At 76.7% G+C, this 25,464-nt stretch carries 27 protein-coding genes; 17 read left to right on the top strand and 10 right to left on the bottom strand.

The window, feature by feature from the left end; all coding sequences use genetic code 11:
- Positions 1 to 105 precede the first annotated feature (105 nt).
- The 5 genes from glp to NXY84_RS06700 are packed head-to-tail and all read left to right on the top strand — an operon-like array spanning position 106 to position 3,291.
- The gene (gene glp / locus NXY84_RS06680; RefSeq protein WP_258726334.1) at positions 106 to 1,332 is read left to right on the top strand and encodes a gephyrin-like molybdotransferase Glp; all 1,227 of its coding nucleotides are present in this window, start codon (positions 106 to 108) and stop codon (positions 1,330 to 1,332) included.
- A complete protein-coding gene (gene moaC, locus NXY84_RS06685; protein ID WP_258726335.1) occupies positions 1,329 to 1,802 on the top strand; it encodes a cyclic pyranopterin monophosphate synthase MoaC in 474 nt (157 codons plus the stop codon). The genes glp and moaC overlap by 4 nt, the downstream gene beginning before the upstream one ends.
- The gene (gene mobA, locus NXY84_RS06690) at positions 1,783 to 2,757 is read left to right on the top strand and encodes a molybdenum cofactor guanylyltransferase (RefSeq protein ID WP_258726336.1); all 975 of its coding nucleotides are present in this window, start codon (positions 1,783 to 1,785) and stop codon (positions 2,755 to 2,757) included. Before moaC ends, mobA begins: the two co-directional genes overlap by 20 nt.
- The gene (locus NXY84_RS06695; protein ID WP_258726337.1) at positions 2,754 to 3,053 is read left to right on the top strand and encodes a DUF6457 domain-containing protein; all 300 of its coding nucleotides are present in this window, start codon (positions 2,754 to 2,756) and stop codon (positions 3,051 to 3,053) included. The genes mobA and NXY84_RS06695 overlap by 4 nt, the downstream gene beginning before the upstream one ends.
- Position 3,054: 1 nt before the next feature.
- Complete coding sequence (locus NXY84_RS06700) at positions 3,055 to 3,291, top strand: MoaD/ThiS family protein (RefSeq protein ID WP_258726338.1); 237 nt, start codon at positions 3,055 to 3,057, stop codon at positions 3,289 to 3,291.
- 14 nt (positions 3,292 to 3,305) lie between these two features.
- Here the strand turns inward: NXY84_RS06700 and NXY84_RS06705 are convergent, their stop codons facing one another.
- From NXY84_RS06705 to NXY84_RS06715, 3 genes are all read right to left on the bottom strand, one after another.
- A complete protein-coding gene (locus NXY84_RS06705; protein WP_258726339.1) occupies positions 3,306 to 4,202 on the bottom strand; it encodes an HNH endonuclease in 897 nt (298 codons plus the stop codon).
- A 69-nt stretch (positions 4,203 to 4,271) separates the two neighbouring features.
- The gene (gene moaA, locus NXY84_RS06710; RefSeq protein WP_258726340.1) at positions 4,272 to 5,261 is read right to left on the bottom strand and encodes a GTP 3',8-cyclase MoaA; all 990 of its coding nucleotides are present in this window, start codon (positions 5,259 to 5,261) and stop codon (positions 4,272 to 4,274) included.
- The gene (locus tag NXY84_RS06715; protein WP_258726341.1) at positions 5,261 to 5,809 is read right to left on the bottom strand and encodes a MogA/MoaB family molybdenum cofactor biosynthesis protein; all 549 of its coding nucleotides are present in this window, start codon (positions 5,807 to 5,809) and stop codon (positions 5,261 to 5,263) included. The genes moaA and NXY84_RS06715 overlap by 1 nt, the downstream gene beginning before the upstream one ends.
- A gap of 180 nt (positions 5,810 to 5,989) precedes the next feature.
- On the opposite strand from NXY84_RS06715, the gene NXY84_RS06720 reads away from it, so the two are divergent.
- Positions 5,990 to 6,871 carry a helix-turn-helix transcriptional regulator gene (locus NXY84_RS06720; protein WP_258726342.1) on the top strand — a complete coding sequence of 294 codons (882 nt, stop codon included), beginning with the start codon at positions 5,990 to 5,992 and terminating at the stop codon, positions 6,869 to 6,871.
- A 16-nt stretch (positions 6,872 to 6,887) separates the two neighbouring features.
- On the opposite strand, the gene NXY84_RS06725 is transcribed toward NXY84_RS06720, so the two are convergent.
- Positions 6,888 to 7,313 (bottom strand): molybdenum cofactor biosynthesis protein MoaE, encoded by a 426-nt coding sequence (locus NXY84_RS06725; protein WP_258726343.1) that lies wholly within the window; start codon positions 7,311 to 7,313, stop codon positions 6,888 to 6,890.
- Positions 7,314 to 7,444: 131 nt separating this feature from the next.
- Between NXY84_RS06725 and NXY84_RS06730 the strand changes: the two genes are divergently transcribed.
- Positions 7,445 to 7,942 carry a DsbA family protein gene (locus NXY84_RS06730; protein WP_258726344.1) on the top strand — a complete coding sequence of 166 codons (498 nt, stop codon included), beginning with the start codon at positions 7,445 to 7,447 and terminating at the stop codon, positions 7,940 to 7,942.
- 3 nt (positions 7,943 to 7,945) lie between these two features.
- On the opposite strand, the gene nhaA is transcribed toward NXY84_RS06730, so the two are convergent.
- Positions 7,946 to 9,322 (bottom strand): Na+/H+ antiporter NhaA, encoded by a 1,377-nt coding sequence (gene nhaA / locus NXY84_RS06735; RefSeq protein WP_258726345.1) that lies wholly within the window; start codon positions 9,320 to 9,322, stop codon positions 7,946 to 7,948.
- A gap of 97 nt (positions 9,323 to 9,419) precedes the next feature.
- Positions 9,420 to 11,096 carry a molybdopterin-dependent oxidoreductase gene (locus NXY84_RS06740; protein ID WP_258726346.1) on the bottom strand — a complete coding sequence of 559 codons (1,677 nt, stop codon included), beginning with the start codon at positions 11,094 to 11,096 and terminating at the stop codon, positions 9,420 to 9,422.
- A gap of 75 nt (positions 11,097 to 11,171) precedes the next feature.
- Between NXY84_RS06740 and NXY84_RS06745 the strand changes: the two genes are divergently transcribed.
- From NXY84_RS06745 to NXY84_RS06755, 3 genes are all read left to right on the top strand, one after another.
- On the top strand, positions 11,172 to 12,044 hold the full coding sequence (locus NXY84_RS06745) for an SDR family NAD(P)-dependent oxidoreductase (protein ID WP_258726347.1): 873 nt from the start codon (positions 11,172 to 11,174) through the stop codon (positions 12,042 to 12,044).
- Positions 12,045 to 12,169: 125 nt separating this feature from the next.
- A complete protein-coding gene (locus NXY84_RS06750; protein WP_258726348.1) occupies positions 12,170 to 13,096 on the top strand; it encodes a HEAT repeat domain-containing protein in 927 nt (308 codons plus the stop codon).
- Between the two features lies 1 nt (position 13,097).
- On the top strand, positions 13,098 to 14,123 hold the full coding sequence (locus NXY84_RS06755) for a HEAT repeat domain-containing protein (protein WP_309485060.1): 1,026 nt from the start codon (positions 13,098 to 13,100) through the stop codon (positions 14,121 to 14,123).
- Positions 14,124 to 14,256: 133 nt separating this feature from the next.
- On the opposite strand, the gene NXY84_RS06760 is transcribed toward NXY84_RS06755, so the two are convergent.
- Positions 14,257 to 14,709: an HIT family protein gene (locus NXY84_RS06760; protein ID WP_258726349.1), complete on the bottom strand. Its 453-nt coding sequence runs from the start codon at positions 14,707 to 14,709 to the stop codon at positions 14,257 to 14,259.
- Between the two features lie 144 nt (positions 14,710 to 14,853).
- Between NXY84_RS06760 and NXY84_RS06765 the strand changes: the two genes are divergently transcribed.
- Entirely contained in the window at positions 14,854 to 15,390 is a 537-nt protein-coding gene (locus NXY84_RS06765) for a pyrimidine dimer DNA glycosylase/endonuclease V (RefSeq protein WP_258726350.1), read from the top strand.
- Between the two features lie 17 nt (positions 15,391 to 15,407).
- Here the strand turns inward: NXY84_RS06765 and NXY84_RS06770 are convergent, their stop codons facing one another.
- Positions 15,408 to 15,956 (bottom strand): DUF1697 domain-containing protein, encoded by a 549-nt coding sequence (locus tag NXY84_RS06770; protein ID WP_258726351.1) that lies wholly within the window; start codon positions 15,954 to 15,956, stop codon positions 15,408 to 15,410.
- 333 nt (positions 15,957 to 16,289) lie between these two features.
- Here NXY84_RS06770 and nirB point away from each other — a divergent pair, with 333 nt between their 5' ends.
- The 6 genes from nirB (at position 16,290) to NXY84_RS06800 (ending at position 23,429) form a co-directional block, all read left to right on the top strand.
- Complete coding sequence (gene nirB / locus NXY84_RS06775) at positions 16,290 to 18,854, top strand: nitrite reductase large subunit NirB (RefSeq protein ID WP_258727135.1); 2,565 nt, start codon at positions 16,290 to 16,292, stop codon at positions 18,852 to 18,854.
- Positions 18,851 to 19,267, top strand: a complete 417-nt coding sequence (gene nirD, locus NXY84_RS06780; protein WP_258726352.1) for a nitrite reductase small subunit NirD — start codon at positions 18,851 to 18,853, stop codon at positions 19,265 to 19,267. Before nirB ends, nirD begins: the two co-directional genes overlap by 4 nt.
- Complete coding sequence (gene cobA / locus NXY84_RS06785) at positions 19,264 to 20,595, top strand: uroporphyrinogen-III C-methyltransferase (RefSeq protein WP_258726353.1); 1,332 nt, start codon at positions 19,264 to 19,266, stop codon at positions 20,593 to 20,595. Before nirD ends, cobA begins: the two co-directional genes overlap by 4 nt.
- Before the next feature lie 20 nt (positions 20,596 to 20,615).
- Entirely contained in the window at positions 20,616 to 21,710 is a 1,095-nt protein-coding gene (locus NXY84_RS06790) for a uroporphyrinogen-III synthase (protein WP_258727136.1), read from the top strand.
- A gap of 2 nt (positions 21,711 to 21,712) precedes the next feature.
- Complete coding sequence (locus tag NXY84_RS06795; protein ID WP_258726354.1) at positions 21,713 to 22,429, top strand: sirohydrochlorin chelatase; 717 nt, start codon at positions 21,713 to 21,715, stop codon at positions 22,427 to 22,429.
- A gap of 241 nt (positions 22,430 to 22,670) precedes the next feature.
- Complete coding sequence (locus tag NXY84_RS06800) at positions 22,671 to 23,429, top strand: alpha/beta hydrolase (protein ID WP_258726355.1); 759 nt, start codon at positions 22,671 to 22,673, stop codon at positions 23,427 to 23,429.
- 108 nt (positions 23,430 to 23,537) lie between these two features.
- Here the strand turns inward: NXY84_RS06800 and NXY84_RS06805 are convergent, their stop codons facing one another.
- Positions 23,538 to 24,107 (bottom strand): NYN domain-containing protein, encoded by a 570-nt coding sequence (locus NXY84_RS06805; RefSeq protein ID WP_258726356.1) that lies wholly within the window; start codon positions 24,105 to 24,107, stop codon positions 23,538 to 23,540.
- Positions 24,108 to 24,268: 161 nt separating this feature from the next.
- Complete coding sequence (locus NXY84_RS21730; RefSeq protein ID WP_309485061.1) at positions 24,269 to 25,159, bottom strand: FKBP-type peptidyl-prolyl cis-trans isomerase; 891 nt, start codon at positions 25,157 to 25,159, stop codon at positions 24,269 to 24,271.
- Positions 25,160 to 25,464 lie beyond the last annotated feature (305 nt).

Consider the following 25,464-nt stretch of genomic DNA (forward strand, 5'->3'; position numbering starts at 1 on the left):
CGCGCCGGACTCCACCGGAACGCCCGCACCGACCTCGGTGCGGGCGTTCCGTGCACCACGGACGCCCCGGCCGCTAGCGTGGTTCCCCCGACGCCAGGAGGTCCCATGATTCGCACGGTCGACCAGCACCGGGACGCCGTCCTCGGGCTCGTGGTCCCCACGGCCGCCCACACCGTCGCGCTCGAGGACGGTGCCGGGCTCGTGCTCGCGGAGGACGTGACCGCGCACGAGGCGCTGCCGCGCTTCGACAACTCCGCGATGGACGGGTACGCCGTCCGGGCGGCCGACGTGGCCGGTGCCACGCCCGGGGCCCCGGTGCGTCTGCGGGTCGTCGGTGACCTAGCGGCGGGCACCGACGCCGAGCCGGTCGTCGGCGCCGGTGACGCGGCGCGGATCATGACCGGCGCACCCCTGCCCCCGGGCGCCGACGCGATCGTGCCGGTCGAGGTGACCGACGCCGGGATCGTCGAGGTCGAGGTGCGTGAGCCGTCGCCCGCAGGCCGGCACGTGCGCCGCGTCGGGGAGGACGTCCGCGCCGGGGACGTCGTGCTCCGGGCGGGCGCCGAGCTCACGCCGTACCGGCTCGCCGCCGTCGCGTCGGTCGGGCGCGCCGAGGTCGTCGTGCACCGCCGCCCCGTCGTCGTGGTGCTCGCGACCGGGTCGGAGCTCGTGACCCCCGGCGTGGCACCGCGCCGCGGCCAGATCCCCGACTCCAACTCCTACCTGCTGGCCGCCGCCGCGGCCGCCGCCGGTGCGCGCGTGCAGCGCCTCGGCGTGGTGCCCGACGACCCGGACCTGCTCGCCGAGGCGCTCGGGGCGCAGTACCCGGCCGCGGACCTCGTCGTCACGTCCGGCGGCGTGAGCGTCGGCGCGTACGACGTCGTGAAGGAGGTCCTCGCGCCGCTGCCGGGGATGTCGTTCGTCAGCGTCGCGATGCAGCCCGGCAAGCCGCAGGGCTTCGGCCTGCTGCCCGACGGGACGCCGGTCGTGTCGCTGCCGGGCAACCCCGTGAGCGCGTTCGTGTCGTTCGAGGCGTTCGTGCGCCCGGCCATCCTGCGGCTGCGGGGCCTGTCCGGCGCCGCGCTCGAGCGCCCCCGGCTCCGCGCCCGCGTCGCGCAGGGCTGGAGCTCGCCGGCCGGGCGCGAGCAGCACATCCCGGTGACGATCGTCGAGGACGACGGGGACGTCCTCGTGCGCCCCGCCGCCGCGCGCGGCTCCGGCTCGCACCTCGTCGCGAGCCTGGCCGCCGCCGACGGCCTCGCGGTGGTGCCCGCCGACGTCGAGCAGGTCAGCGAGGGCGACCACGTGACCGTCGTGCGGATCGCCTCGTGAGCGGCCCGTTCACGCACCTCGACGCCGCGGGCCACGCCCGCATGGTCGACGTGACCGCGAAGCAGCCGACCGTGCGCTCCGCCACCGCCGAGGGCTACGTCCGGGCACCGCGGCACGTCATGGACGTCCTGCACGCCGGTGACGTGCCCAAGGGGGACGTCCTCGCCGTCGCGCGCGTCGCCGGGATCTCCGCGGCGAAGCGCACCGCCGAGCTGCTGCCGCTCGCCCACGTCATCGGGGTGCACGGCGTGGTCGTCGACCTCGAGCCGGACGCGGACGGCGTGCGGGTCACCGCGACCGTCCGCACCGCCGACCGGACCGGCGTCGAGATGGAGGCGCTCACCGCGGTGTCGGTCGCGGCGCTCGCGGTCGTCGACATGCTCAAGGGCCTCGACAAGGCCGTCGAGATCGAGCACGTGCGGCTGGTCGCCAAGTCGGGCGGGAAGTCCGGTGACTGGGCCCGCCCCTGAATCGTCGCCCGGAGCCGACCGGGCGACCGGCGCCGGGCACCCGACGCCGCCGGCCTACGACGCGCTCGTGCTCGCGGGCGGGCGCGCGCGGCGGCTCGGCGGCGTCTCGAAGCCCGACGTGCTCGTGTCCGGGCGGCGGCTCCTCGCGCACGTCCTCGACGCGGCCGCCGTCGGGCCGGGCCCGCGCCGCACGGTCGTGGTCGCGCCCGCGTCGGTGGCCGTGCCCGACGGGGTGCTGCGGACGCTCGAGGACCCGCCCGACGGCGGACCCGTCGCCGGGATCGCGGCAGGGCTCGCGGCACTGGGACGGAGCGGGGCCGACGCGGTGCCGGGCGGCCGGGTGCCGCACGGTGCCGGCGCGGGCGGTCCCGAGGTCCTCTCCGCGGCCGGTGCGTCGGCGACGGGGGACGGGCCCGCGCCGTGGGTGCTCGTGCTCGCGTGCGACGTCCCGCGCGCGGCCGGGGCCGTCCCGCACCTGCTCGCGGCGTGCGCGCGCGGCGGCGCGGCGTCCGGTGCGCTGCTCGTCGACGCGGACGGGCGGGAGCAGCCGCTCGTCGGGCTCTACCGCCGCGCGGATCTCGACCGAGCCGTGACGGAGCTGGCCGCATCGCGCGGTCCCGACGGCGTGCGCGGTGCCTCCGTGCGCGCCCTGCTCGCCCCTCTCACGCTGACCCGCGTGCCCGACGACTCGTCCGCCGCGGCCGACGTCGACACGTGGGAGGACGTGCGTGCGCTCGACGGCGTCGTCCCGCCCTCGGCGGACGTCGCCCTGCCCGCGGCGGACGTCGCCCCGCCCGGCGCGGACGCCGTCGCACGTCCGGGCACCCGCACCGACCCGCGGCGGTGGGACGATGGCGACGGCCTCACCGCCCCGGCAGCAGACCTTGGACCCGCACCAGCCGCGCCGTCCGAGCTCTCACGACCCGCAGCACCCGACCCCCGGAGGTACCCATGACCGCGTCCGACGACACCGGCGCGACCGTCCCCGAGACCCCGCTCGACTCGTGGGTCCGCGCGCTGGCCGCGGAGCTCGGCGTCGACCCCGGGGTCGTCGACGTGGCGGCTCTCCTCGACGTCGCCCGGGACGCGGCGCACGGCGTGGCGCGCCCCGCGACGCCCCTCACGACGTTCCTGCTCGGCTACGCCGTGGCGTCGGGGACCGTCGGCCTCGACGAGGGGATGCGTCGCACGAGCGCGCTCGCCGCCGGCTGGCAGGAGCGCGCCGGGGCGCTCGGCGGCACGGGGGCCTGACGTGCCGCTCGTGCGCTACTTCGCCGGTGCCGCCGAGGCGGCCGGGACGGAGTCCGAGGAGCTCTCCGGGACGACCGTCGGCGAGCTGCGCACCCGCATGCTCGCGGCCCACGGCGACGAGCTCGCGCAGGTGCTGGGGCGGTGCTCGGTGCTCGTCGACGGCGTCCGCTCCGACGACGACGCGATCGTGCGGGGCAGCGACGTGGTCGACGTGCTGCCGCCGTTCGCGGGCGGCTGAGCGCCGGAGAGTCGTTAGGCCGTCCCGCGCACGAACGTGTCCCACCGCGCGGCCAGCAGATCGCGGTCCGGGCGGTCCGGTGCGCGCCGGGGCAGGGTCAACGCCCGGCCATGCATTTCCTGGAGCCCGTGCCGGAGCATCGGCCCGTCGATCTCGTCGAGCAGCGCTCGGTCGATGTGCACGACGTAATCCGGGGAGATCCCCAGCATCTGCTGATCGAACGCGGCGTGATGGATCTTGCAGAGCGCGAGACCGTTGGGGGTCGTGGGGATGCCTCGGTCCGAGGAATCGGGCGCGATGTGCGCGGCGTCGAGCAGCGAGCCGTGCTTGAGCTCGCACACCGCGCAGCGCGTCTCGTACGCGAGAAGCACGCGCATGCGGAACGCGGGCTGGTGGAGCCGCAGCTTCGCGAGGCGGAGGGCGTAGCGGCGCTGGGGCTCGCTCAGATGGCGCACGTCGGGCATGTAGCGGAAGGACTCGTCGAGTGCGATGAGGAACGCTCGCTCCTCGGGCACGTCGTCGACGACGTAGACCGGCGCGATCGGCGTGTAAAAGTTTGGCGTCTCCTTCCGAAAAAGGACGAGCGGCATGCCGGTCTCGATCGCGTTCCGCATCTTGCGGTTGTCGCCGCCGTCCGGGTCCCCCTTTCGGTAGGCGTAGTGCAGCAGCCCGTCCTCGGGAGACTCGGCGTCGTCGTACGGCCCGTGTGCCGACTGGACGATTGCGAGCGTCGAGGCGAAGTCGACTGGGTTGCGGATCCCCCGCGAGTAGTCGATCAGAGGGAGGTCACGGCCGCCGGTGCGGTATGCCAGGAGCTCCTGGCGGTGGAGGAAGCCGCCGTTGGCCTCGGCGCGCTGGTGGATCCACTCGATGATCTTGGTCCGTAGCGCTGCTTCGACGGCTGAGTCCACGCGCCGAGCTCACCAGGGCCCGCGCTGCATGGCAAGCACCGCGCAGGTGCCAGTCGCGGAGCGGGCGGACTAGCCGCCGATGGCGCTCATCGGACGGTCCGGCTGCAGGAACGTCGGGTCGTCGATGCCGTGGCCCGGCTGCTTGCCGGCGAGGCACGTGCGGATCGCCGCCTCGAGGTCGGCGTCCGTGCCGCCCTCGCGCAGGATCGTGCGGAGGTCGGTCTCGGTGCGCGCGAACAGGCACGAGCGCAGCTGGCCGTCGGCGGTGAGGCGGACCCGGTCGCACGCCCCGCAGAACGGTGCGGAGACCGAGCGGATGACGCCGACGGTCGAGGGCCCGCCGTCGACGAGCCACCGCTCGGCCGGCGCCGAGCCGCGCCCGGGGATCTCGGTCAGCGTGAACGCCTCGGCGAGGCGCTCGAGGATCTCGGTGCCGGTGACCATCGTCCGGCGCGCCCACGTGTGGCCGGCGTCGAGCGGCATCTGCTCGATGAACCGCATCTCGTAGCCGCGGTCGACGGCGTAGCGCACGAGGTCGACGAGCTCGTCGTCGTTGACCCCGCGCATCGCGACCGCGTTGAGCTTGATCGGCCGGAACCCGGCGGCGTCCGCGGCGGCGATGCCCGCGAGGGTGTCCGTGAGCCGGTCGCGGCGCGTGAGGTCGCGGAAGCGCTCGCGCTGCAGCGTGTCGATCGAGATGTTGACGCGCGCGAGCCCGGCGTCGGCGAGCGGGGCGGCCAGCGCGGGCAGGCGCAGCGCGTTGGTGGTGAGGGAGATCTCCGGCGACCCCTCGGGTCCGTCGAGCGCGGCCATGGCCGCCACGACGTCGACCACGTCGGGCCGCAGCAGGGGCTCGCCGCCGGTGAGCCGGATCTCCGTGACGCCGTGCGCGACCGCCACGGACGCGATGCGGACGAGCTCGGCGGTGGTCAGCAGCGTCGAGCCCGGCAGCCACGGCACGCCCTCGGCGGGCATGCAGTAGGTGCAGCGGAGCGAGCAGCGGTCGGTCAGGGAGATCCGCAGGTCGCGGTGCACCCGGCCGAACCGGTCGACCAGCATCAGTGGTCGACCCCGTCGAGCTGGTCGAGCAGGTGCGGGAGCAGCGGGAGCAGCACGCGCAGGCCCTGGCGGACGCCGTCCGGCGAGCCGGGGAGGTTGACGACCACGGAGCCCGTCGCGCTGACGCCGGCGAGGCCGCGGGAGAGGACCGCGGTCGGGACCGTCTGCGCGGCGTCGCGCCGGATCGCCTCGGCGAGGCCGGGAAGCTCGCGCACGATCGCGCTGCGCGTGCCCTCGGGGGTCTGGTCGCGCGGCCCGACCCCCGTGCCGCCGCTCGTGATCACGAGCCGCGCACCGGAGGACAGGGCCTGGTGGATCGCGGCCTGGACGCTGCGGCGCCCGTCGGGCACGACGACCGGCTGCTCCGCGGCGATGCCGGCGTCGCGCAGGAGCTCGACCGCGAGCGGCCCGGACCTGTCGGGGCGCTCGCCGCGCGCCGAGCGGTCCGACGCCACGACCACCGCGGCGGGCAGCCCGACGAGCGTGGCGCCCGGGTCGTGCAGGGTTCCCGGGTCGTGGGTGGGGTGGACGCCGGAGGGCAGGTGCATGCGCCCACCGTACCGACGGCGCGGGCGGATCCGGCATCTCGGACGGTCCCCGAGCGACGCCCGGGCGGCTCCGGCGACCGTGCGGCAGCGCCCCGGTGCTGGTCACCGCGCCGGGGCGCTCCCGCGCGGCGGCCCGAAGGTCCCGGCCGCGCGGACGGCCCGGGGGGCAGACTCGCACGCATGGTCGACCGACGGGCCAGTGCCTACCGCGTGCTCGCGTCGGACAAGCGCGTCGCGATGCTCCACCTCCTGCAGCGCGCGGGCGGCCCGATGACGGTCGACGCCCTCGCCGACGCGGTCGGGCTGCACGTGAACACCGCCCGCGAGCACCTCGACCAGCTCGTCGCCTCCGGCTTCGTCGCCCGGGAGCCCGAGCTCCGCCGCACGCGCGGCCGCCCCCGGATCCTCTACCGCTCGCTCGAGCGCGCCGCGGCCGTCACGACCGACGCGTGGGCGCGCGAGCAGCTCGTGCACGTCCTCGTCGCGGGGTACGGCCGGCGGCTCGGGTCGGTGGAGTCCGCGGCCGAGACGGCCGGTCACGCGTGGGGTGCGACGCTCGCGCCGTCGCCGGTCGAGGACCCCGCGGCGCACACCCGGTCCGACTCCGACGTGCCGCGGTGCGCCGAGATCCTCCCCGACGAGCGCCCGGGCCCCGACTCCGCGGGCACCGCCGTCGTCGCGCCCCTCGAGCAGGCGCAGCTCGCCGCGCTCGAGCAGCACCTCGAGGACCTGGGGTTCGCGCCCGACGCGTGCACCGACGGTCTCGAGGTGCGGCTCAACCGCTGCCCGTTCGTCGACCTCGCCCGGGAGCGGCCCGAGGTCGTGTGCAGCGTGCACCTGGGGCTCTCGCGCGGGGTGCTCGCCCAGCGGGACGGCCTCCTGGTGGCGGACCGGCTCGAGCGGGTCCCAGGGGCTCAGCGCTGCGTGCTGCACCTCGCGCGGCGAGCCGTGGGGGAGCCCGCTCAGCCGGGCGCCGCGGCCCCCTCGGCGGCCGAGCCGGGCGGCGTGCCCTCGACGGCCGCCGGGCGGACCGCTGCGGCGGAGGTCGCCGGCCGCGCCTGACGCGCGCGGGGAAGCGTCAGGTCAGCCCGACCCACGTGTGCGAGCCGTCGGCCTCCAGCTGCCTCTTCCAGATCGGCACCTCGGCCTTGACGCGCTCGACGAGCGTGCGGCACACGTCGAACGCGTGCGCCCGGTGCGCGGTCGCGACGCACGCGACGATCGCGACGTCGCCGACCCCGAGCGTGCCGGTGCGGTGGCTCACCGTCAGCCCGAGCACGTCCGGGTCGTCGGCGAGCTCGGCGGCGATCGCCGTCAGGACCCGCTCGGCGTCGGGGTGCGCGGAGTACTCGAGCGCGGTGACCTCGCCCGCCGCGCCCGGGTCGTGGTCGCGCACGAGCCCGACGAACGACGCGACCGCCCCCGCGCGCGGGCCGGAGACGTCGGCGACGTGCTGCGCGAGGTCGAGGGGGGAGGCGTCGAGGCGTGCGCGGACCGTGGTCACGGCGTCAGCGTACGGGGGCTCCCGGGCCACCCGCCCCGGCGCCGGCGCCCGCGCGGCGCCCGCGCCCGGACCGCGCCCGCCCGCTCCGCGCCGGTGCCGGGAGGCTCGGGGGCGCCTGGCATGCTGTCGCCATGTCGGACGACGCGAGGCACGTGCTCGGCTCCCTCGACGCCCCGGTCACCGTCGTGGAGTACGGGGACCTCGAGTGCCCCTACTGCCGCAACGCCGCCCCGGTGCTGCGCGAGCTCGTCGAGGGCTCGGGCGGCCAGGTGCGGCTCGTCTGGCGCCACTTCCCGCTGTTCGAGGTCCACCCGCACGCGCTCACGGCGGCGCTCGCGGCCGAGGCCGCCGGGGCGCACGGGCTGTTCTGGCCGATGCAGGAGCTGCTGTTCGCCCGCCAGGACCGGCTGACCGACGCCGACCTGCGCGTGTACGCCGCCGAGCTCGGCATCGACCCCGACGAGGTCGCGGGCGACCGCGCGCAGGTGCACGCCGACGCGGTCGAGGCGGACTACCTCGGGGGCGTCGCGGGCGGGGTCCGCGGCACCCCGACGCTGCTCGTCGACGGCGTGCGCTACCGCGGGCCCATCGAGGTCCGCGCGCTGCGGGCCGCGCTCGGGGTCGCCTGAGCCTCAGCCCGCGGGCGCCACCCACGGCCTCGGCGGGAGCCCCGGCGGCGGGCCGTCGTCGGACGGCGAGCACAGCGGCAGCCGCTCGCCGAGGTAGCGCAGCAGCAGCGTCCCGAGGACGGCGGCCACGAGCGAGCCCGCGAGGATGCCGATCTTCGCCTGCTCCACGAGGTGCTCGTCGTCGAACGCGAGCTCCGCGATGAACAGCGAGATGGTGAACCCGATCCCGGCCAGCACCGACCCGCCCAGCAGGTGCCCGAACCGCACGCGCCCCGGCAGCACCCCCATCCCGGCACGGATCGCGAGCGACGCCGCCCCGAAGATGCCGACAGCGTTGCCGGCGACGAGCGCGACCGCCACGCCGATCGTCACGGGCGACGACGCGGCGGTGCGCAGCGTCTCGGCGTCGAGCCGCACACCCGCGTTCGCGAGGCCGAAGACCGGCACGACGACGAACGCGCTCCACGGGTGCAGGAGCCGCTGGAGCCGGTCCGCGGCGGGCACGGCGGCGCGCGCGGCGAGCTCGGTCAGGTGCTCGCGCTCCGCCGTCGTCTCGCGGGCGAGGTGGTCGGCGTACCGCGCGACGTCGTCGACGTCCTCGCGACGCGACGGCCGCGACGGCAGCAGGAGCCCGACGAGCACCCCCGCGAGCGTCGCGTGCACCCCCGACGCCTGCACCGCGAACCACAGCGCGAGCGCGGCGACCACGTACGGCGTCAGGCGCCACACGCCGAGCCAGCGCATCACGAGCACCGCGGCGACGACGAGCCCCGCGAGCGCGAGCGGCACGAGCCTGACCTCGTCCGTGTAGAAGACCGCCATCACCGTGATCGCCCCGATGTCGTCGACGATCGCGAGCGTCAGCAGGAACAGCCGCAGCCGGTCCGGGCACGCGGGCCCGAACAGCGCGAGGATCCCGACGAGGAAGGCGGTGTCCGTCGACATCACGACCCCCCAGCCGTGCGCCGCCTCGCTGCCGCCGTTGAACGCCAGGTAGATCAGCGCGGGGACCGCGAGCCCGCCGAGCGCGCCGAGCGCCGGGACCGCGACCGTGCGGCGGTCGCGCAGCTCCCCGCTCGTGACCTCCCGGTTGATCTCGAGCCCGACGACGGCGAAGAAGACCGCCATCGCCGCGTCGTTGACCCAGTGGTGCAGGTCGAGCGTGAGCCCGACGCCTCCGACGTGGAACCCGGCCTCGGTCGCCCACAGCGCCTCGTAGGCGTGCGCCCACGGCGAGTTGGCCCAGACGAGCGCGAGCACCGTCGCGGCGAGCAGGAACGCCGCGCTCCCCGCCTCCGTCGCGAGGAAGCGGAGCACCGCGGGGGACGTCGCCGGGAACCGCACGCGCAGCGTGGGACCGGGCGAGGGCAGCACGGCCATAGGACCTCCGGAGGGTGGGACGGCGGCGCCCAACGTGCCAGCCTGCCGGGCGTCGGCGCAACGCACGCCACGACAGGGTGATGCCCCGGTGAGCCGCTCAGGCGTCCGCGACCCGGACGCGCACGGTGTGGTGGCCGGTCGCGCCGTCGGGCACGACCCGCGCAACCACCGCGGTCTGGGGGCCGTCCGGGTCGCTCGCGCGCACCTGCAGCTCGTGCTCGCCCGGCGTGGCCTCCCACGCGTACGTCCACTGCCGCCACGTGTCGATCCCGCCGTCGGCCGCGAGCTTCGCGCGTTCCCACGGGCCCTCGTCGACCCGGACCTCGACCTCCTCGACGCCCCGGTGCTGCGCCCAGGCGGTGCCCGCGACGACGACCCGTCCGGCGGTGACCTGCGACGCGTGGCGCGGCACCTCGATGCGCGACTGGGTCTTGACCGGACCGCGCTCGGACCACCCGCGCACCGTCCAGTACGCCTCGGCGTCCGCGAACCGCGTGACCTCGAGGTCGACGACCCACTTCGTCGCCGACACGTACCCGTAGAGCCCCGGCACGACCATGCGGACCGGGAACCCGTGCTCGACGGGCAGCGGCTCGCCGTTCATGCCGACGGCCAGCAGCGCGTCGCGGTCGTCGGTCAGGGCCTCGATCGGCGTCGAGGCGGTGAACCCGTCGGCGCTCGTCGAGAGCACCATGTCGGCGTCCGGCAGCGGCCCGGCCCGCTCGAGCAGCTCGCGCACCGGCAGCCCGAGCCACCGCGCGTTGCCGACGAGGTCCCCGCCGACCTCGTTCGAGACGCACGCGAGCGTGACCCACGCCTCGACGAGGTCGGAGTCGAGCAGCTCGTCGAACGTCAGCGTGACCTCGCGCTCGACGAGCCCGTGCACGCGCAGGGACCACGTCGCGGGGTCGACGCGGGGGACGGTGAGCGCGGTGTCGATCCGGTAGAACGTGCTGTTCCGGGTGACCCACGGGTCGACCCCGGGCACCCCGGAGTCCACGCCGGCCGGGAGCGCGGCGGCCCGGGTGGGGACGGGGAGCCGCAGCGTCTCGCGGACCGCCTCGACCGCGCGGCGCCCGGCCCCGAGCGTGCGGCCGGCGACGACCGCGAGCGCGCCGCCGACGGCGAGGGCGCCCGTGAGGCGCAGGAACGAGCGCCGGTCCGCCGATCCCGCCGACCTCACCGGGTCCGCGACGGCCGTCCGGTTCGTGTCACCGGTCGGGGGCGGCCCGCCGGTACCCGCCGCGGTGTCCGCCGCCGTCCCGGTGCCTGCCCGGCTCACCAGGAACGCGTCGCGTGCCGGGTCCGTGCGCGCGCTGCCCTGGGCTGCGCCCGCCGCAGCCGCGCGTCCCGGCAGCCGGCCCACGAGCCACCGCAGCACGAGCAGGCCCGCGAGCGCCCCGACCAGGCTCGGGACCGGGGCGAGCAGCCCGGCGTCGGGGCGGGACGCCGCGGCGAGCGCGCCGACGGCCCCGAGCAGCACGACGAGCGCGGCACCGAACGCCCAGCGGCGGGCCGCGAGCACCCCCGCCAGCGCCGCGAGACCCGCGAGCACGACGACGCTGCCGACGGTGAGCGCGAGCTTGTCGGCGGTCCCGAACGCCGCGATCGCGAGGTCCTTGAGCCAGGCGGGCGTCGCGTCGACGAACGTCGCGCCGACGGCGACGAGCGGGTCCGCGCTCGCGGAGACCAGTCCGGCGGCGAGCGCGGCGACGCCGAGCGTGACCGCCCCGGCCGCGAGACCGGCGAGCGCGGCGAACCGGGTGCGAGGCATGGTCCGAGTATGCGGTGACGCGGGTCGCCGCGGCCCGCCGGGACCGTCCGACGGCCCGCCGGTAGCGTGACGCGCATGACGACCGCTCCCGCCGCACCGTCCGCTCCGACCGACCCCGGCGCTCTGCCCGTCCCGCGTACCGCGCTCGTCACGGGGGCCGGCCGCGGGATCGGCCGGGGGCTCGCTCTCGGGCTCGCGCGCGCCGGCTGGGCCGTGGCTCTGGTGGGGCGGACCCGCGAGAACCTCGAGGCGGTCGCGCAGGAGTGCCGCGAGGTCGGCCTCCCGCCCGAGCACGTCGTGGTGGCGGCCGGCGACCTGGTCGACGCGACGCAGGTCGCCGACGTCGTGGCGACCGTCGAGGAGGCGTTCGCGCCGCTCGGCGGGGTCGGGCTGCTCGTGAACAACGCGGGCGTGATCGAGCACGCCGAGGTGCCGTTCGCCGACGACGACCCCGAGGACATGTGGCGCGTCGTCGAGGCCAACGTGCGCGGGCCGCTGCTCGTCACGCACGCGGTCCTGCCCGGGATGCTCGCGCGCGGCGGCGGCCGGGTCGTCAACCTCAACTCGGGCGCGGGGCACCGCGCGACGGGGACCTACACGGGCTACGGGATCAGCAAGGGCGCGCTCGCGCGGTTCACGCGGCTGCTGGACCACCAGCACCGCGACGCCGGGCTGCGCATCTTCGACCTCGCCCCGGGCGTCGTCGTGACCGACATGACGCAGGGCATGCCCGCGCACGACGACCGCACCGACTGGACGCCGGTCGAGACGGTCGCCGAGCTGCTGCTCGCGCTCGCGTCCGGCGACCTCGACGACCTCTCGGGTCGCTTCGTGCGCGCGGGCGCGGACACCCCCGAGCAGCTGCGGGCGAACGCCGCGCGGATCGTCGCGGCCGACGCGCGAGTCCTGCGCATCCCGCCGTACGGCGACGACGACCCGGCGATCTGACGCCCCGGGCCGGCCCGGGCGGGGGCGCCGCACCGACGTCGCGCGGCGCCCGGAGCGCGGGGACCCGGCCGCCTCTTGACCTTGACACGGTGTGAAGGTGTGCACTCGACGCAGGAGGTCCCACCATGACGCCGCACTCGCCCACGCACACGAGCACGCCCACGCCCGCGCACACGAGCACGCCCACCCTCACGCACCCGAGCACCGACCAGCACGTTCCGACCGCCCCGGACGCCCGCCCGGGCACCGGTCCCCACGCGCGCCCCGACACCCGCCTGAGCCGCGCGCTGGCCGCCGGGCCGGCGTCCGTCCGGCTCCAGGCCGCGCTCGCCGCGGGCACGCACCCCGACCCCGGCCTCGTCGCGCTGCTCGTGGAGCGCTGCGCCGTGGAGCCGGACTTCTTCGTGCGCGACATGCTCACGTGGGCGCTGACCCGGCACCCGGCGGCCGTGACGGTCCCGCTCCTGCTCGCCGAGGTGCGGGACGGCACGCGGCAGGCCCGGAGCCAGGCGCTGCACACGCTGTCGAAGATCGGCGACGCCCGCGGGTGGGACGCGATCTCGGCCGAGGTGCTGCACCACCCCGACGAGGACGTCGCCCGCACCGCGTGGCGTGCGGCGGTGAACCTCGTCCCCGCGGGCCGGGAGGCGGAGCTGGCCGAGGCGCTGTGCACCGAGCTGGGGCGCGGCGACCGCGAGGCGCAGCGGAGCCTGAGCCGGGCGATCGCGGCGCTCGGCGACGCGGGTCTCCCGTCCCTGCAGCAGCGCGAGCGCGCCGACGACGAGGCCGTCCGCACGCACGCGCTCGCGACGCGGCACCTGCTCGACGACCCCGACGCCGACTTCGGGGCCGCGGTGGCGGAGGCCCAGCGGGTCGCGGCCCTCGCGGCCGCGCCGACCGTCCCGGACGAGGTTCCCGCGCCGGCCGTCGCCGACGACGTTCGCGCGCCGGCGACCGCCGCCGACGTCCCACGGTCGACCGTCCTCGACGCCGCATCCGGCCCGTCCCGCGCCGACGACGTGCCCGGGCTGGGCGGCGGTGCGGATCGGTGAGGTGGCGCAGCACGCGGGGATCAGCACCCGCATGCTGCGCCACTACGACGCGATCGGGCTCGTGTCGCCGAGCGGGCGCACGTCCGGCGGATACCGCGCGTACTCGCCGGACGACCTGCGCCGGCTGTTCCAGGTCGAGTGCCTGCGCTCGCTCGGGCTGCCGCTCGGCGACGTGCGCAGCGCGCTCGACGACCCGACGTTCGCGCCGTCCGCGCTCGTCGACCGCCTGATCGGCTCGACGCAGGAGCGGGTCGCACGCGAGCAGGAGCTGCTCGCGCGGCTGCGCGAGGTGCGGGCGAGCGAGCCTGCGGCGTGGACCGACGTGCTCGGCATGGTCGCGCTGCTCCGCGGGCTCGACCACGGGCAGCCCGCCCACCGCCAGCAGCTCCTCCTCACCGCCCCGGACGTGGCGCGGGTCCCCGCGGCGTCGCTCGCCGAGGCGCTCCTCGCCGAGGACGACCCCAACGTCGCCGGCGCCCTGCAGTGGGCTCTCGGCCGCCACGAGGACGGTGCGGTGCACGTCCTCGTGGCCGCGCTCGACGCCCCCGACCGGGAGGTCCGGCGGCGCGCGGTGCGTGCGCTCGTGCGCGTCCCGACCGACGAGGCGACGGCCGCGCTGACCCATTCGCTCGACCATCCCGACGAGGACGTGCGCGGGCGCGCGGCGCTGGGCCTCGGCGCGCGCGGCGAGGAGGCGGCGGTGACCGAGCTGCTCCGGATGGTCGTGCGCGGTGACGACGACGTGGAGGCCGCCGAGGTCCTCGGGGCGCTCGCCGGTCGGCACGGCAGCGCCGACCGGCTCGCACGGGCGGTCGACGACGAGCTCCGGCGACCCGGGGCTCCGGCCGCTGCCCGCGCACGGCTCACGCAGGCGCTCGCCGAGCTCGACGGGGCAGGGGCCATGGACCTGCTCACGGCGCTGACCGCGGACGCCGACCCGCACGTGCGCCGAATCGCCACCTACTGCCTCTCCGCACGGACGGGCGGCGCCCGACGCACGCGGCCGGAGCGCCGCACGCCCCGGTAGCGACCCACCGCCCGCGGGCTCGCCGTGGCGCCGGAGCACCGCACCGCCCCCGAGCGCGCGGCCCTCGAGCGCACCGCACCCGAGCGCACCGCCCCAGGAGCACCGCACGCCGGAGGCGCCGGAGCGCAGGTCCTCAGGCCGGCAGCGCGGGAGACCCGAGCGCGGCCGGGACGTGCGCCCCGTGCCCGGCGTCCCGCAGTGCCGCCCGCAGCCGTTCCGCCGCGGCGTCGAGCAGCTCGGCCGGGACGTCCGAGCGCGCGTTCGCGAACGTCAGGCTCGACTCGTCCCACGCGGGCAGGACGTGCAGGTGCAGGTGCGCGACCTCGAAGCCCGCGACGAGCAGGGCCGCCCGCGGCGCACCCCACGCGGCCTGCTGCGCGGCGCCGATCGTCCGGGCGACGACGGCGAGGTGCGCGACGACGTCGTCGGGCGCGTCGGTGAGCTGCGCGATCTCGGCGCGCGGCACGACGAGCACGTGCCCGTCGGTGATGGGGGCGATGGTCGAGAAGGCGACGCACACGTCGTCGGCCCACACGAACCGGCCCGGGATGGCGCCCTCGATGATCTGCGTGAACACGGTGGTCATGGCCCCACGCTAGCGAGGCCCGCGCGCGGGCCCGGCGCGGCTCACCTAGCGTGAGGACGACCCCGCCCCCCAGCACCAGGAGCCCGGCATGCCGACGGACGTCCCTGCCCGCCGACCCCGGTCGAGCACCCCGAGGACGCCGTCGTGAGGCTCTGGTCGCTCCATCCGCGCTACCTGGACCGCCCGGGCCTCACGGCTGCGTGGCGCGAGGCGCTGCTCGCGCAGAAGGTGCTCACCGGCACGACCCGCGGGTACCGCAACCACCCGCAGCTCGTGCGCTTCGCACCGCCGGGCTGGCCGCCGCCCCCGGTGCCCGGCCGTGCGGCGCGCGTCCCGGGGACGCCCTACGTGCGGGACCCGGAGCCGCCCGCCGCACCGGAGCCGCGCGACCCCGGCGACGCCATCACGACGTTCCTGCACGGCATCGCCGACGAGGCCGCCGCCCGCGGCTATGTCTTCGACCGGTCCAAGGTGCTGCACCCGCCCGAGGCGGACCTGCGCCTCGAGGTCACGGACGGCCAGCTCGCGCACGAGTGGGGCCACCTGCGCGCCAAGCTCGAGGCCCGCAGCCCCGACGTCCTCGCGCGGTGGTCGGACGTCACCGTCCCGGACCCGCACCCGATGCTCGTGGCGGTCCCCGGCCCGGTCGCGCCGTGGGAGGTCCTCGGCGACCTGGGGTAGGCCGGACGCGGGCCGGGTCAGTCCCCGCGCGCCGCGAGCAGGTCCCGCAGCGCGAGCACCGTCCGCCAGTTGCGGCCCGTCCCGGCCTGGCGCGCGGCCCTCGTGAGCACGTCGGGCGCCAGGCGCGAGCGGCCGAGGCCGTCGGGGTAGTGCACGTACGCCTCCCGGCCGGCCCACACGACCCGCTCGTGGCCGTACGCGCTCGGGTCGAACGCCGGGTCGGGATCGAGGTCCGCGGCGAAGAACGTCACGAGCACGCGCCCGGGGTCCTCCGCCGCGGCGTCGGGGAACGGGTTCGCGGCGACGACGGCGTCGAGCTCGGCGCGCGTGCGGACGACCACGTCGACGTCGAACCCCAGGTCCTCGCGCAGCGCCGCCGCCAGACCGGCGGCGAGCCGCTCCGGGGTCGCGTCGTCGGGCGCGACGAGCACGACGTTGCCGCTGTTCAGGTGGGTCTTCACCTGCTCGTGGCCGAGACCCTCCGCGACCGCGCGCAGGCGGGCCATGGGGACCGTGCGGTGCCCCCCGACGTTGACGCCCCGCAGGAGCGCGACCACGGCTGTCATCGGCCCAGGATGCCGTGCCCCCGCGCGGGCGGCACCCTGCGGTCCGGCGCGGCGAACTCACACGCGACCCGGCCGGGCTGTGCGCAGACCGTTCCCCCGGGGTAACGGGGCGTGCCCTCTGTCGGAAACACGCGGTTCCTAGCGTGGGGGCACGCCCCGGCCGGACCCACCCTGGAGACCCACATGGACGCGACCGACCCGACGGACCTCACGCCCGACGAGCCCCGCCCCACGACGGACGACGCCACCACGCCGGCGACCGGGACCGCGCAGCCCGCGGCCGCCGTGGTCGACGAGCGCGCGCCGAAGCACCTCGTCGTCGTCGGCGGCGGCATGGTCGCGCAGCGGCTCGTCGAGGCGATGCGGGACCGGGACGCCGCGGGGGAGTGGCGCATCACGGTGCTCGCCGAGGAGCCGCGCGCGCCGTACGACCGGGTCGCGCTCACGTCCTACTTCTCCGGCCGCGACCCCGAGGACCTCGCGCTCGGCACCCCCGAGCTGTGGGCCGACCCGCTCGTGCGCCTCGTGCGCGGGGACGCCGTCACGGCGATCGACCGCGAGGCGCGCACCGTCACGAGCACGTCGGGACGCGTCGAGCACTACGACCACCTCGTGCTGGCGACCGGCTCGAAGGCCGCGATGCCGCCCATCGAGGGCAACGACCTGCCGGGCGTGTTCGTGTACCGCACGGTCGACGACGTCGCGGAGCTGCGCGGCTGGGTCGAGGAGCAGCGCGAGCGGTGGAGCCGACCGGTCCGGGGCGCGGTCATCGGTGGTGGCCTGCTCGGGCTCGAGGCGGCGGGGGCGCTCCAGGCCCTCGGCGCGCAGAGCACGGTCGTGCAGTTCGGCACGCACCTCATGTCGGCGCAGATCGACCTCGGCGGCGGCGAGGCGCTGCGCCGGCTGATCAACTCCCTCGGCGTCGGGGTCCGGCTCAACACCGCGACGACGCGCATGCGCACCAACCGCCGCGGCACGGTCGGCCGCCTCGACTTCGCGGACGGCGGCCGGCTCGACGTCGACGTCGTGGTGGTCGCGACCGGCGTCACCCCGCGCGACGAGCTCGGCCGCGCCGCGGGCCTCGAGGTCGGTCCCCGCGGCGGCGTCGTGGTCGACGACGCGTGCCGCACCGCCGACCCGTTCGTCTCCGCGGCCGGCGAGGTCGCGTGCATCCAGGGCGCCTGCATCGGGCTCGTCGCCCCCGGGTACGCGATGGCCGAGATCGTCGTGGACCGCCTGCTCGGCGGCGCGGCGACGTTCCCCGGTGCGGACACCGCGACGAAGCTCAAGCTCTCCGGGGTCGACGTCGCGAGCTTCGGCGACGCGTTCGCCGTCACGCCCGGCGCCCTCGAGATCGTCTGGGCCGACCCGGTCGGCGGCGTCTACAAGAAGCTCGTGCTGTCGGACGACGCGCGCACGCTGCTCGGCGGCGTCCTCGTCGGTGACGCGAGCGCGTACGCGTCGCTGCGCCCGATGCTCGGCCGCGAGCTGCCCGGAGACCCCGGCCAGTACCTGCTGCCCGAGGGCGGTGGCGGCGGGGGCGCGACGCTCGAGCTGCCCGACGACGCCGCGGTCTGCTCGTGCAACAACGTCACCGCGGGCACCGTCCGCGGCGCGGTCACCGAGCACGGCTGCACCGACCTCGGCGCGGTCAAGGCCTGCACCCGCGCCGGGACGAGCTGCGGCTCGTGCCTCCCGCTCGTCAAGAAGCTCGTCACCGCGGAGCTCGAGAAGTCCGGCATCACGGTCAGCAAGGCGCTCTGCGAGCACTTCGACCTCTCGCGGGCCCAGCTCTACGACGCCGTGCGCGTCACGCAGCTGCGGTCGTTCACCGACGTGCTCGCGCGGTTCGGCACCCGCCCCGGCGCCCGCGGCTGCGACATCTGCAAGCCCGTCGTCGCGTCGATCCTCTCGACGACCGCACCCGGGCACGTCCTCGAGGGCGAGCGCGCGACGCTGCAGGACACCAACGACCACGTCATGGCGAACCTGCAGAAGGACGGCTCCTACTCGGTCGTCCCGCGCATCGCCGGCGGCGAGGTCACCCCCGAGGGCCTGCTCGTGATCGGGCAGGTCGCCAAGGACTTCGGGCTGTACACGAAGATCACGGGCGGCCAGCGCATCGACATGTTCGGGGCGCGCATCGACCAGCTCCCGGCGATCTGGAAGCGGCTCGTCGACGCGGGCATGGAGTCCGGGCACGCGTACGGCAAGTCGCTGCGCACGGTGAAGTCGTGCGTCGGGTCCACCTGGTGCCGGTTCGGGGTGCAGGACTCCGTGGCGCTCGCGGTCCAGCTCGAGCTGCGCTACCGCGGCCTGCGCTCGCCGCACAAGATCAAGCTCGGCGTCTCGGGCTGCGCCCGCGAGTGCGCCGAGGCGCGCGGCAAGGACGTCGGGGTCATCGCCACGGACAAGGGCTGGAACGTCTACGTCGGCGGCAACGGCGGGTTCACCCCGCGCCACGCGCAGCTCCTCGCCGAGGACCTCGACACCGAGACCCTGGTGCGGACGATCGACCGCTTCCTCATGTACTACGTCCGCACCGCCGACCGGCTGCAGCGCACCGCGCCGTGGATGGAGGACGTCGAGGGCGGCCTCGAGGGCGTGCGTGCGGTGATCATGGACGACGCCCTCGGCATCGCCGCGGACCTTGACGCCCAGATGGCGCTGCACGTGGACTCGTACGAGGACGAGTGGGCCGCGACGCTCGCGGACCCCGAGAAGCTGCGCCGGTTCGCGTCGTTCGTCAACGCCCCGGCCACGCCGGACCCGTCGCTCGCGTACGTCGCGGAGCGCGGCCAGGCACGCCCCGCCACGGCGGAGGAGAAGAACGGGTACGACGACGGGCGCACCGGTGCGGTGCTCGTCGCGGGGACGACTCTGGAGGTGCGCTCGTGACTGCTGCCCAGGTGGAGGACCTCGTGACCGACGGCGAGCTGACGTGGGTCGAGGTGTGCCGGCTCGACGACCTCGCCCCCGAGCGCGGCGCGGCGGCGCTCGTCGGCGGCGACCAGGTCGCGCTCGTCCGGCTGCTCGACGACCGCGTGCTGGCGGTCCAGCAGCTCGACCCGTTCTGCGGCGCGTACGTGATGTCGCGCGGCATCGTGGGCACCCGGTCGGTCGACGGTGTCGACGTCCCGACCGTCGCGTCGCCGATGTACAAGCAGGTGTTCGACCTCACGACCGGCCGGTGCCTCGACGCCGTCGGCAAGGAGCCCGTCGACCTGCGGACGTGGCCGGTGCGCGTCGTGGCCGGCTCGGTGCAGGTCGGCGTCGCGGCCGGCTCGGTCGCCGTCGGGGGTGCCGGGTGACGGCGCTGCTCGGGCTCCGGCTGACCGGCCGGCGCGTCGTCGTCGCGGGCGGCGGCCCGGTCGCGGCCCGGCTCGTGCAGGACCTGCTCGTCGAGGGCCCGCGCGTCCTCGTGGTCGCCCCGCAGCTGTGCGAGGCGCTGCTCGACATGCACCGCTGGGGGCTCGTCGAGTGGCGCGCGGCGGAGGTCCGCGCGAAGGACCTCGACGGCGCGTGGCTCGTGCAGACCGCGACCGGTGACCGGGCGACGGACGCCGCGGTCGCCGGGTGGGCCGAGGAGCGCCGGGTCTTCTGCGTGACGTCGGGCGACGTGCGCGGCGGGACGGCCCGCACGCCCGCCACGACCCGCCTCGGGGACGTCCTCGTGGGGGTCGTGGCGACGTCGGCCGCGGCCGGGGCGTCACGGGGCTCACCCGGCGGGCCCGGCGCGGCGAGCGCCTCCGGGCCCGCGGACGCCCGCCGGATCGCCGGCGTGCGCGACTCGATCGCCGCGCACCTGCGCCGGGGCGGTGCCGACCTGCGTCGCCGCCGAGCGCCGGTGCCCGGGCAGGGCCGGGTCGTGCTCGTCGGCGGGGGACCGGGCGCGGTCGACCTGCTGACCGTCCGGGCGCGTCAGGCGCTCGCCGAGGCGGACGTCGTCGTGACCGACCGCCTCGGCCCGACGGCGGTGCTCGACGAGCTGCCCGCCGACGTCGAGGTGATCGACGTCGGCAAGACCCCCGGCAACCACGCCGTCCCGCAGCACGAGATCAACCGGATCCTCGTCGAGCGGGCCCAGCGCGGCGAGGTCGTCGTGCGCCTCAAGGGCGGCGACCCGTTCGTCTACGGGCGCGGCGGCGAGGAGGTGCTCGCGTGCCGCGAGGCCGGGGTGCCCGTGACCGTCGTCCCCGGCGTGAGCAGCGCGTTCGCCGTCCCCGTTGCGGCCGGCATCCCGCTCACGCACCGCGGGACCGTGGGCTCGGTGCAGGTCGTCAACGGGCACGACGGGCTCTCCCGCGCCGCGCTCGCCGGGCTGTGCGACGCGTCGCTGACCCTCGTGGTGCTCATGGGCGTCAGCATGCTCGACGAGCTCGTCGCGACCGCGCTCGGCGCCGGCACCGACCCGGCGACCCCCGTCGCGATCATCGAGAGCGGCACGCTCGACGCGCAGCGCGTGACCCGCGCCCCGCTCGACGGGATCGCCGCCGCGGCCCGCGAGGCGGGCGTGCGCGCGCCCGCCGTCATCGTCGTCGGAGCGGTCGCGGCCGACGGCCTCCTGGTGCCCCCGCCGCCGCCGGACGACGGGCCCGACACACGACCGACATCCGGCCAGGACACAATGACCTCGTGAGCGACCACATCGACCAGACCATGGCGGGGGTCGTCGTGCTCGTGACCGCGGACCGCCGGTCGGCCGAGCTCGGCGCGGCCCTCGCCCGCCGCGGCGCCGTGATCCGGCACGCCCCGGCCCTCAGCATGGTCCCCAACCAGGACGACGCCGCGCTCATCGCGGGCACCCGCGCGCTCCTCGCCGACCCGCCCGACGTCGTCGTCGTCACGACCGGCATCGGCTTCCGCGGCTGGATCGAGGCGGCCGACGCCGTCGGCATCGCCGACCAGCTCACCACCGTGCTCCGACGTGCCCGGATCGTCGCGCGCGGGCCCAAGGCGCGCGGGGCGATCCAGGCCGCGGGGCTCCAGGCCGACTGGGTGGCGGAGTCCGAGACGAGCGCCGAGATCGCCCAGGTGCTGCTCGACGAGGGCGTCGCCGGGCTCAGGGTCGCCGTGCAGCACCACGGTGCGGGGGCCGACGGGCTCGACCGCGCGTTCGAGGTCGCGGGCGCGCAGGTCCGCAGCCTCGTCGTGTACCGCTGGGGCCCGCCGCCCGACCCGGAGGCGCTCACCGCGTCGGTGCGGGCGGTCGCCGCGGGGGAGATCGACGCCGTGGTGTTCACGTCGGCGCCCGGCGCGGCCGCGTGGCTCGCGGCCGCCGAGGAGGCCGGCGTCCTGCCGACCGTCGTGCGGCTCGCCGGGCGCGGGCAGGTCGTCACCGCGGCGGTCGGACCGGTCACCGCGAAGCCGCTCGTCGAGCACGGGATCACCCCGATCGTCCCGGACCGCGGCCGGCTCGGGTCGCTCGTGCGCACGCTCGTCGCGCACTACGGCGGGCTGCAGACGCTCGACACGGTCGCGGGCCCGCTCCAGGTGCACCGGGGCGCCGCGGTGCTCGACGGCCGGGTGCTCCCGCTCTCGCCGTCGGGCCTCGAGGTCCTGCGGCTGCTCGCCGCGGCGCGCGGGGCCGTCGTCCCGCGCTCCGACCTGCTCTCCGTGCTGCCGGGCGACTCGCAGGACCCGCACGCCGCCGAGGTCGCCGTCGCGCGGCTCCGGGAGGCCACCGGCAGCAGGGCCCTGATCCGCACGGTGGTCAAGCGTGGCTACCGGCTCGAGCTCGTGAGCGAGGGATGATGATGACGCACACGACGCCACCGGTGCTCGTGGGGTGCTCGCACGGCACCGACAGCGTGGCCGGCCGGGCCGCGATCCGCTCGATCCTCGACGCGATCCGGCGGCAGCGCCCCGACCTGGACGTGCGCGAGGCGTTCGTCGACGTCCAGCAGCCCGAGGTCCCGGACGTGGTCGCGGGCGCGGTCGAGCGGGACGGCTCGACGGCCGTCGTCGTGCCGCTCCTGCTCTCGGTGGGCTTCCACGTGCGCGTCGACATCGCCGAGTCCGTCGAGGGGCACCCGGCCGTCGCCGCCGCGCCGCTCGGCCCGGACCCGCGCCTCGTGGACCTGCTCGCGGACCGCCTCGCCGAGGCCGGGCTGCGGGACGACGACGCCGTCGTGCTGGCCGCGGCCGGCTCGACCGACCCCGCGGCCGCGGTGGCGGTCGAGGCGGTCGGCTCGGGGCTCGCGGAGCGGCTCGGCCGCGGCGTGCACATCGGCTACGGCGCGGGCACGACGCCCCGCGTCCCGGAGGCCGTAGCAGCGGCGCGGGCCACCGGGGCGCCGCGCGTGGTCGTCGCCGCGTACCTGCTCGCGCCCGGCTTCTTCCACGACCGGGTGCTCGAGGCCGGTGGCGACGTCGTCAGCGCGCCGCTCGCCCCCGACGACCGGCTCGCCGCGATCGCGCTCGACCGGTACGCGGCGGCGTGCGCGCGGCTCGAGGCTCCTGCCGCGCGCTGAGACGGCTGGACGTACGGGTCGTGGTGCAGCGGCTGGACGTCCGGGTCGTGCGCTGAGAGGGGTGGACGTACGGGTCGTGCGCTGAGACGGGCGGACGGGCAGCTCGTCCGCGGACGCGGCCGGAGGCGCCCGTCGCGCACCGGGACCGTGGCTCTGCCCTTCGGCTGCCCCTGCGGCCCGGACGGCGCCGGCGACGTGTCCGGCCCTTGACCGCGCGTCCGCCTGGCCCTAGAACGGCCGCATGCCCGCGTCCCGGACGACCCGCCACCGCGCCCTGCTCGTCGTGCTGCCGCTCGCGGCCCTCCTCGGCGCGTGCGGGGGAGCGGACGGCGGCGCGGACGGCGGCGCGGACGCGGGGCCGACCGCTGACGCCGCGCCGACCGGCCCCCGGGCGATCGACACACCCGACTGCGTGCCCTCGGGCGCGCGCGCGGTCGCGACCGGCCCCGAGGACGAGCCCGTCGTGGTCGTGACGCTCGGCGACGGCACGAACGGCCTGGTCTTCGCGCCGCAGTCCGGCGACACGTACTGCGAGTGGGTGCCGACGCTCGAGGCGTACGCGGCGCAGGGCTACACCGTGACGTCGTTCGCGTGGTCCGGCGACGCCGCGGCCTCGCTGCGCAGCGCCGTCGAGGTCCTGCTCGGGGAGGGGGTCGACGCCTACGCGCTCGTCGGGTCCTCGGTCGGCGCCGCGATTTCTGCGGCCCTCGCAGACGACCTCGAACCGGCGCCCGCGGGCGTGCTCGCGCTCAGCCCGGCCGCGGTGTCCGACGCGGGCTCCGCCGCCTCGGCGGACTCGGCGTACACAGGACCGCTCCTCGTGATCGGCAGCGCGGCGGACAACGCGACCGCGGCGCGCCGGGTCGCCCGCTCCGACGACCCGACGACGTACCTCGAGATCCCGGGCGGCGCGCACGGGCTGGCGATGCTCACGACCGACTCCGGGCCGCTGGTCGAGGAGCGCATGAGCGCGTTCCTCGCCGGGCTCTTCGCCGGATGACGGCAGCGCGGGCGGGCGCCGGCTGACGTGCCCTGGCGGACGTCGCCCTGGCGGACGGCGCCCAGGACGGACCGCGTCCCGTGATCGGCAGCGGCCGCGGGCGCGGCGTCAGAGGAAGCGCAGCGGGTCGAACTCGTCGAGCGGGATGATCCGCAGGCGCGGGAGCTGGACGTTGAACGCCTTGACGTCGGTCTCGAGGTCGAACACCTCGAGCCCACGGTCCGCGAGCTGGGCGAGCGCGGAGCTCGTGAACTCGCGGAACGCGAGCAGCCCGACGTGGCGGTCGGTGCCGAGCAGGGCCTCGACCTCGGGCGTGAAGTCGCCGTCGTGGCTCGCGAGGAGCACGTCCCCGGGCCGGTCGGCGAGCGCCGTGAGCGTGCGCTTGATGCCGATGTCGACGACCTTCTCGTAGCTCTCGCCGGCGAGGGGGATCGGCTGGAACCCGATCGCGACGAGGGCCTGCACGAAGGACATCGGCATCGTGCCGTTGGACGCGTTGAGGAAGAACAGCCCCTTCGCGTTGCCGCCCCACGCGCGCTGCGCGAAGTCGAGCACCCGCTCCCAGCGCGGACGCTGCTCGGGGGTCGGGCGACCGCTGAGGATCGACGAGCCGAGAGTGGCGTCGATGTTCTCGCCGTCGACCAGGACGTAGGTGGTGCGCGGCGCCGGCGTCTCCATCGGCCCAGCGTACGGCCGTCGTGCGGCCCGCGGGCAGGTCCGCGGTCCGCGGGGGTCCGCACGGGAACGGCCGTCCGCGTCAGGACCGCAGGCCGCGCGCGGGACGCGCGAGGGCCCGGCACGCCGTGGCGTACCGGGCCCTCGCGCGAGCCGTGCGCTCGCTACGGCTGGTCGATCAGGTCGATGACGACCGCGATCGCCGGGCTGGCCTCGGCCGACGGGATCTGCAGAAGGACGCGGCTGCCGAGCGGCACCCCGACCAGGCCGGCGAACGTCGGCTCGTCCGGGGAGACGGGGAACGCCTGCGGGGTGCCGTCCTCCCACGAGCTGCCGATGCTCGACCCGGCCCAGTCGACGCCCGAGTACTGGGCGATGAGCTGGCCCTCGGCGACGGGCTCGCCCGTGCCCTCGGCGAGCACGGTCGTGACGACCTCGGTCGGCTCGGGCGACCCGGCCGGCACGGTCACGGTCGCCTCGCTGCCGAGCTCACCGGTGACCTGCGGGGCGACCGAGGCCGCGGCGGCGGCGTCCGGCTCCGCGTCGGCCTCGGCGCTCGCGTCCGCGCTGTAGCTGCCCAGCACGTCGACCACGAAGACGATCGTGTCGGTGCCCTCGATGCCCGCCTGCTCGTTGCCCTCCTCGCCGTAGCCCTCCTCGGGCGGCAGCGAGAGCAGCACGCGGCTGCCCACCTTGACCCCCGCGAGCCCCTTGGCCCAGCCCGGGACCAGCTGGCCGAGGGAGATGGTGAGCGGCTGCGGCTCGGCCTCGCCCTTCGGGTCGTAGGAGTTGTCGAAGACCTCGCCGTCCCAGACCTGACCCAGGTAGTCGGCGACGATGAGGTCGGTCTCGGTGACCTCAGGGCCGTCGCCCTCCGAGATGACGTCGGTCGTGAGCTCCGCGGGGGGCTCGGCGTCGGGGAAGGTGATCTCGGGCTTGTCGCCGAACTCACCGCTCGCGGTCGGCAGCGAGCTCTCGGGCTCGCTCGCGCCGCACCCGGCGAGGACGAGGGCGGCGGCGAGGACGGTGCTCGCGAGGACGGGGCGACGGCGCACGTGACGGCTCCAGGTCGAGGGCTCCCGACGCCGGTGTGCGCACGAGAGGGCCGCTCCGGCGCCGATCGACGCCGTACGGCCGAACCCAGCATGCCTCCTCGGAGGTTCCGGACGAAACGGTGGACCGGCGACCGGGCGTGGGTCACAGGTCCCGGGGGACCTCCGACCCACGATCTCCCGGGCCCGCGCGCGCACGATGGGAGGCAGGGGCGAGGAGCGGCGCACGGTCCTCCCGGATCGCGCGGAGGACCGCCGAGCGCCCCGGCGCACGAGCGCACGCACGCGCACCGGAACCGTCGGCAGAC

The organism is Cellulomonas sp. NS3 (genome assembly GCF_024757985.1).
GTDB lineage: Bacteria > Actinomycetota > Actinomycetes > Actinomycetales > Cellulomonadaceae > Cellulomonas_A.

Coding starts and splice junctions, on each gene's coding strand:
- NXY84_RS06745 (WP_258726347.1), top strand. CDS start 11,172: ATGACGACCGCTCCCGCCGCACCGTCCGCTCCGACCGACCCCGGCGCT.
- NXY84_RS06800 (WP_258726355.1), top strand. CDS start 22,671: ATGCCCGCGTCCCGGACGACCCGCCACCGCGCCCTGCTCGTCGTGCTG.
- NXY84_RS06695 (WP_258726337.1), top strand. CDS start 2,754: ATGACCGCGTCCGACGACACCGGCGCGACCGTCCCCGAGACCCCGCTC.
- nirB (WP_258727135.1), top strand. CDS start 16,290: ATGGTCGCGCAGCGGCTCGTCGAGGCGATGCGGGACCGGGACGCCGCG.
- moaA (WP_258726340.1), bottom strand. CDS start 5,261: ATGCTGGTCGACCGGTTCGGCCGGGTGCACCGCGACCTGCGGATCTCC.
- NXY84_RS06720 (WP_258726342.1), top strand. CDS start 5,990: ATGGTCGACCGACGGGCCAGTGCCTACCGCGTGCTCGCGTCGGACAAG.
- NXY84_RS06750 (WP_258726348.1), top strand. CDS start 12,170: ATGACGCCGCACTCGCCCACGCACACGAGCACGCCCACGCCCGCGCAC.
- NXY84_RS06730 (WP_258726344.1), top strand. CDS start 7,445: ATGTCGGACGACGCGAGGCACGTGCTCGGCTCCCTCGACGCCCCGGTC.
- NXY84_RS06790 (WP_258727136.1), top strand. CDS start 20,616: ATGGCGGGGGTCGTCGTGCTCGTGACCGCGGACCGCCGGTCGGCCGAG.
- NXY84_RS06760 (WP_258726349.1), bottom strand. CDS start 14,709: ATGACCACCGTGTTCACGCAGATCATCGAGGGCGCCATCCCGGGCCGG.
- NXY84_RS06770 (WP_258726351.1), bottom strand. CDS start 15,956: ATGACAGCCGTGGTCGCGCTCCTGCGGGGCGTCAACGTCGGGGGGCAC.
- glp (WP_258726334.1), top strand. CDS start 106: ATGATTCGCACGGTCGACCAGCACCGGGACGCCGTCCTCGGGCTCGTG.
- NXY84_RS06740 (WP_258726346.1), bottom strand. CDS start 11,096: ATGCCTCGCACCCGGTTCGCCGCGCTCGCCGGTCTCGCGGCCGGGGCG.
- NXY84_RS06805 (WP_258726356.1), bottom strand. CDS start 24,107: ATGGAGACGCCGGCGCCGCGCACCACCTACGTCCTGGTCGACGGCGAG.
- NXY84_RS06795 (WP_258726354.1), top strand. CDS start 21,713: ATGACGCACACGACGCCACCGGTGCTCGTGGGGTGCTCGCACGGCACC.
- nhaA (WP_258726345.1), bottom strand. CDS start 9,322: ATGGCCGTGCTGCCCTCGCCCGGTCCCACGCTGCGCGTGCGGTTCCCG.
- NXY84_RS06715 (WP_258726341.1), bottom strand. CDS start 5,809: ATGCACCTGCCCTCCGGCGTCCACCCCACCCACGACCCGGGAACCCTG.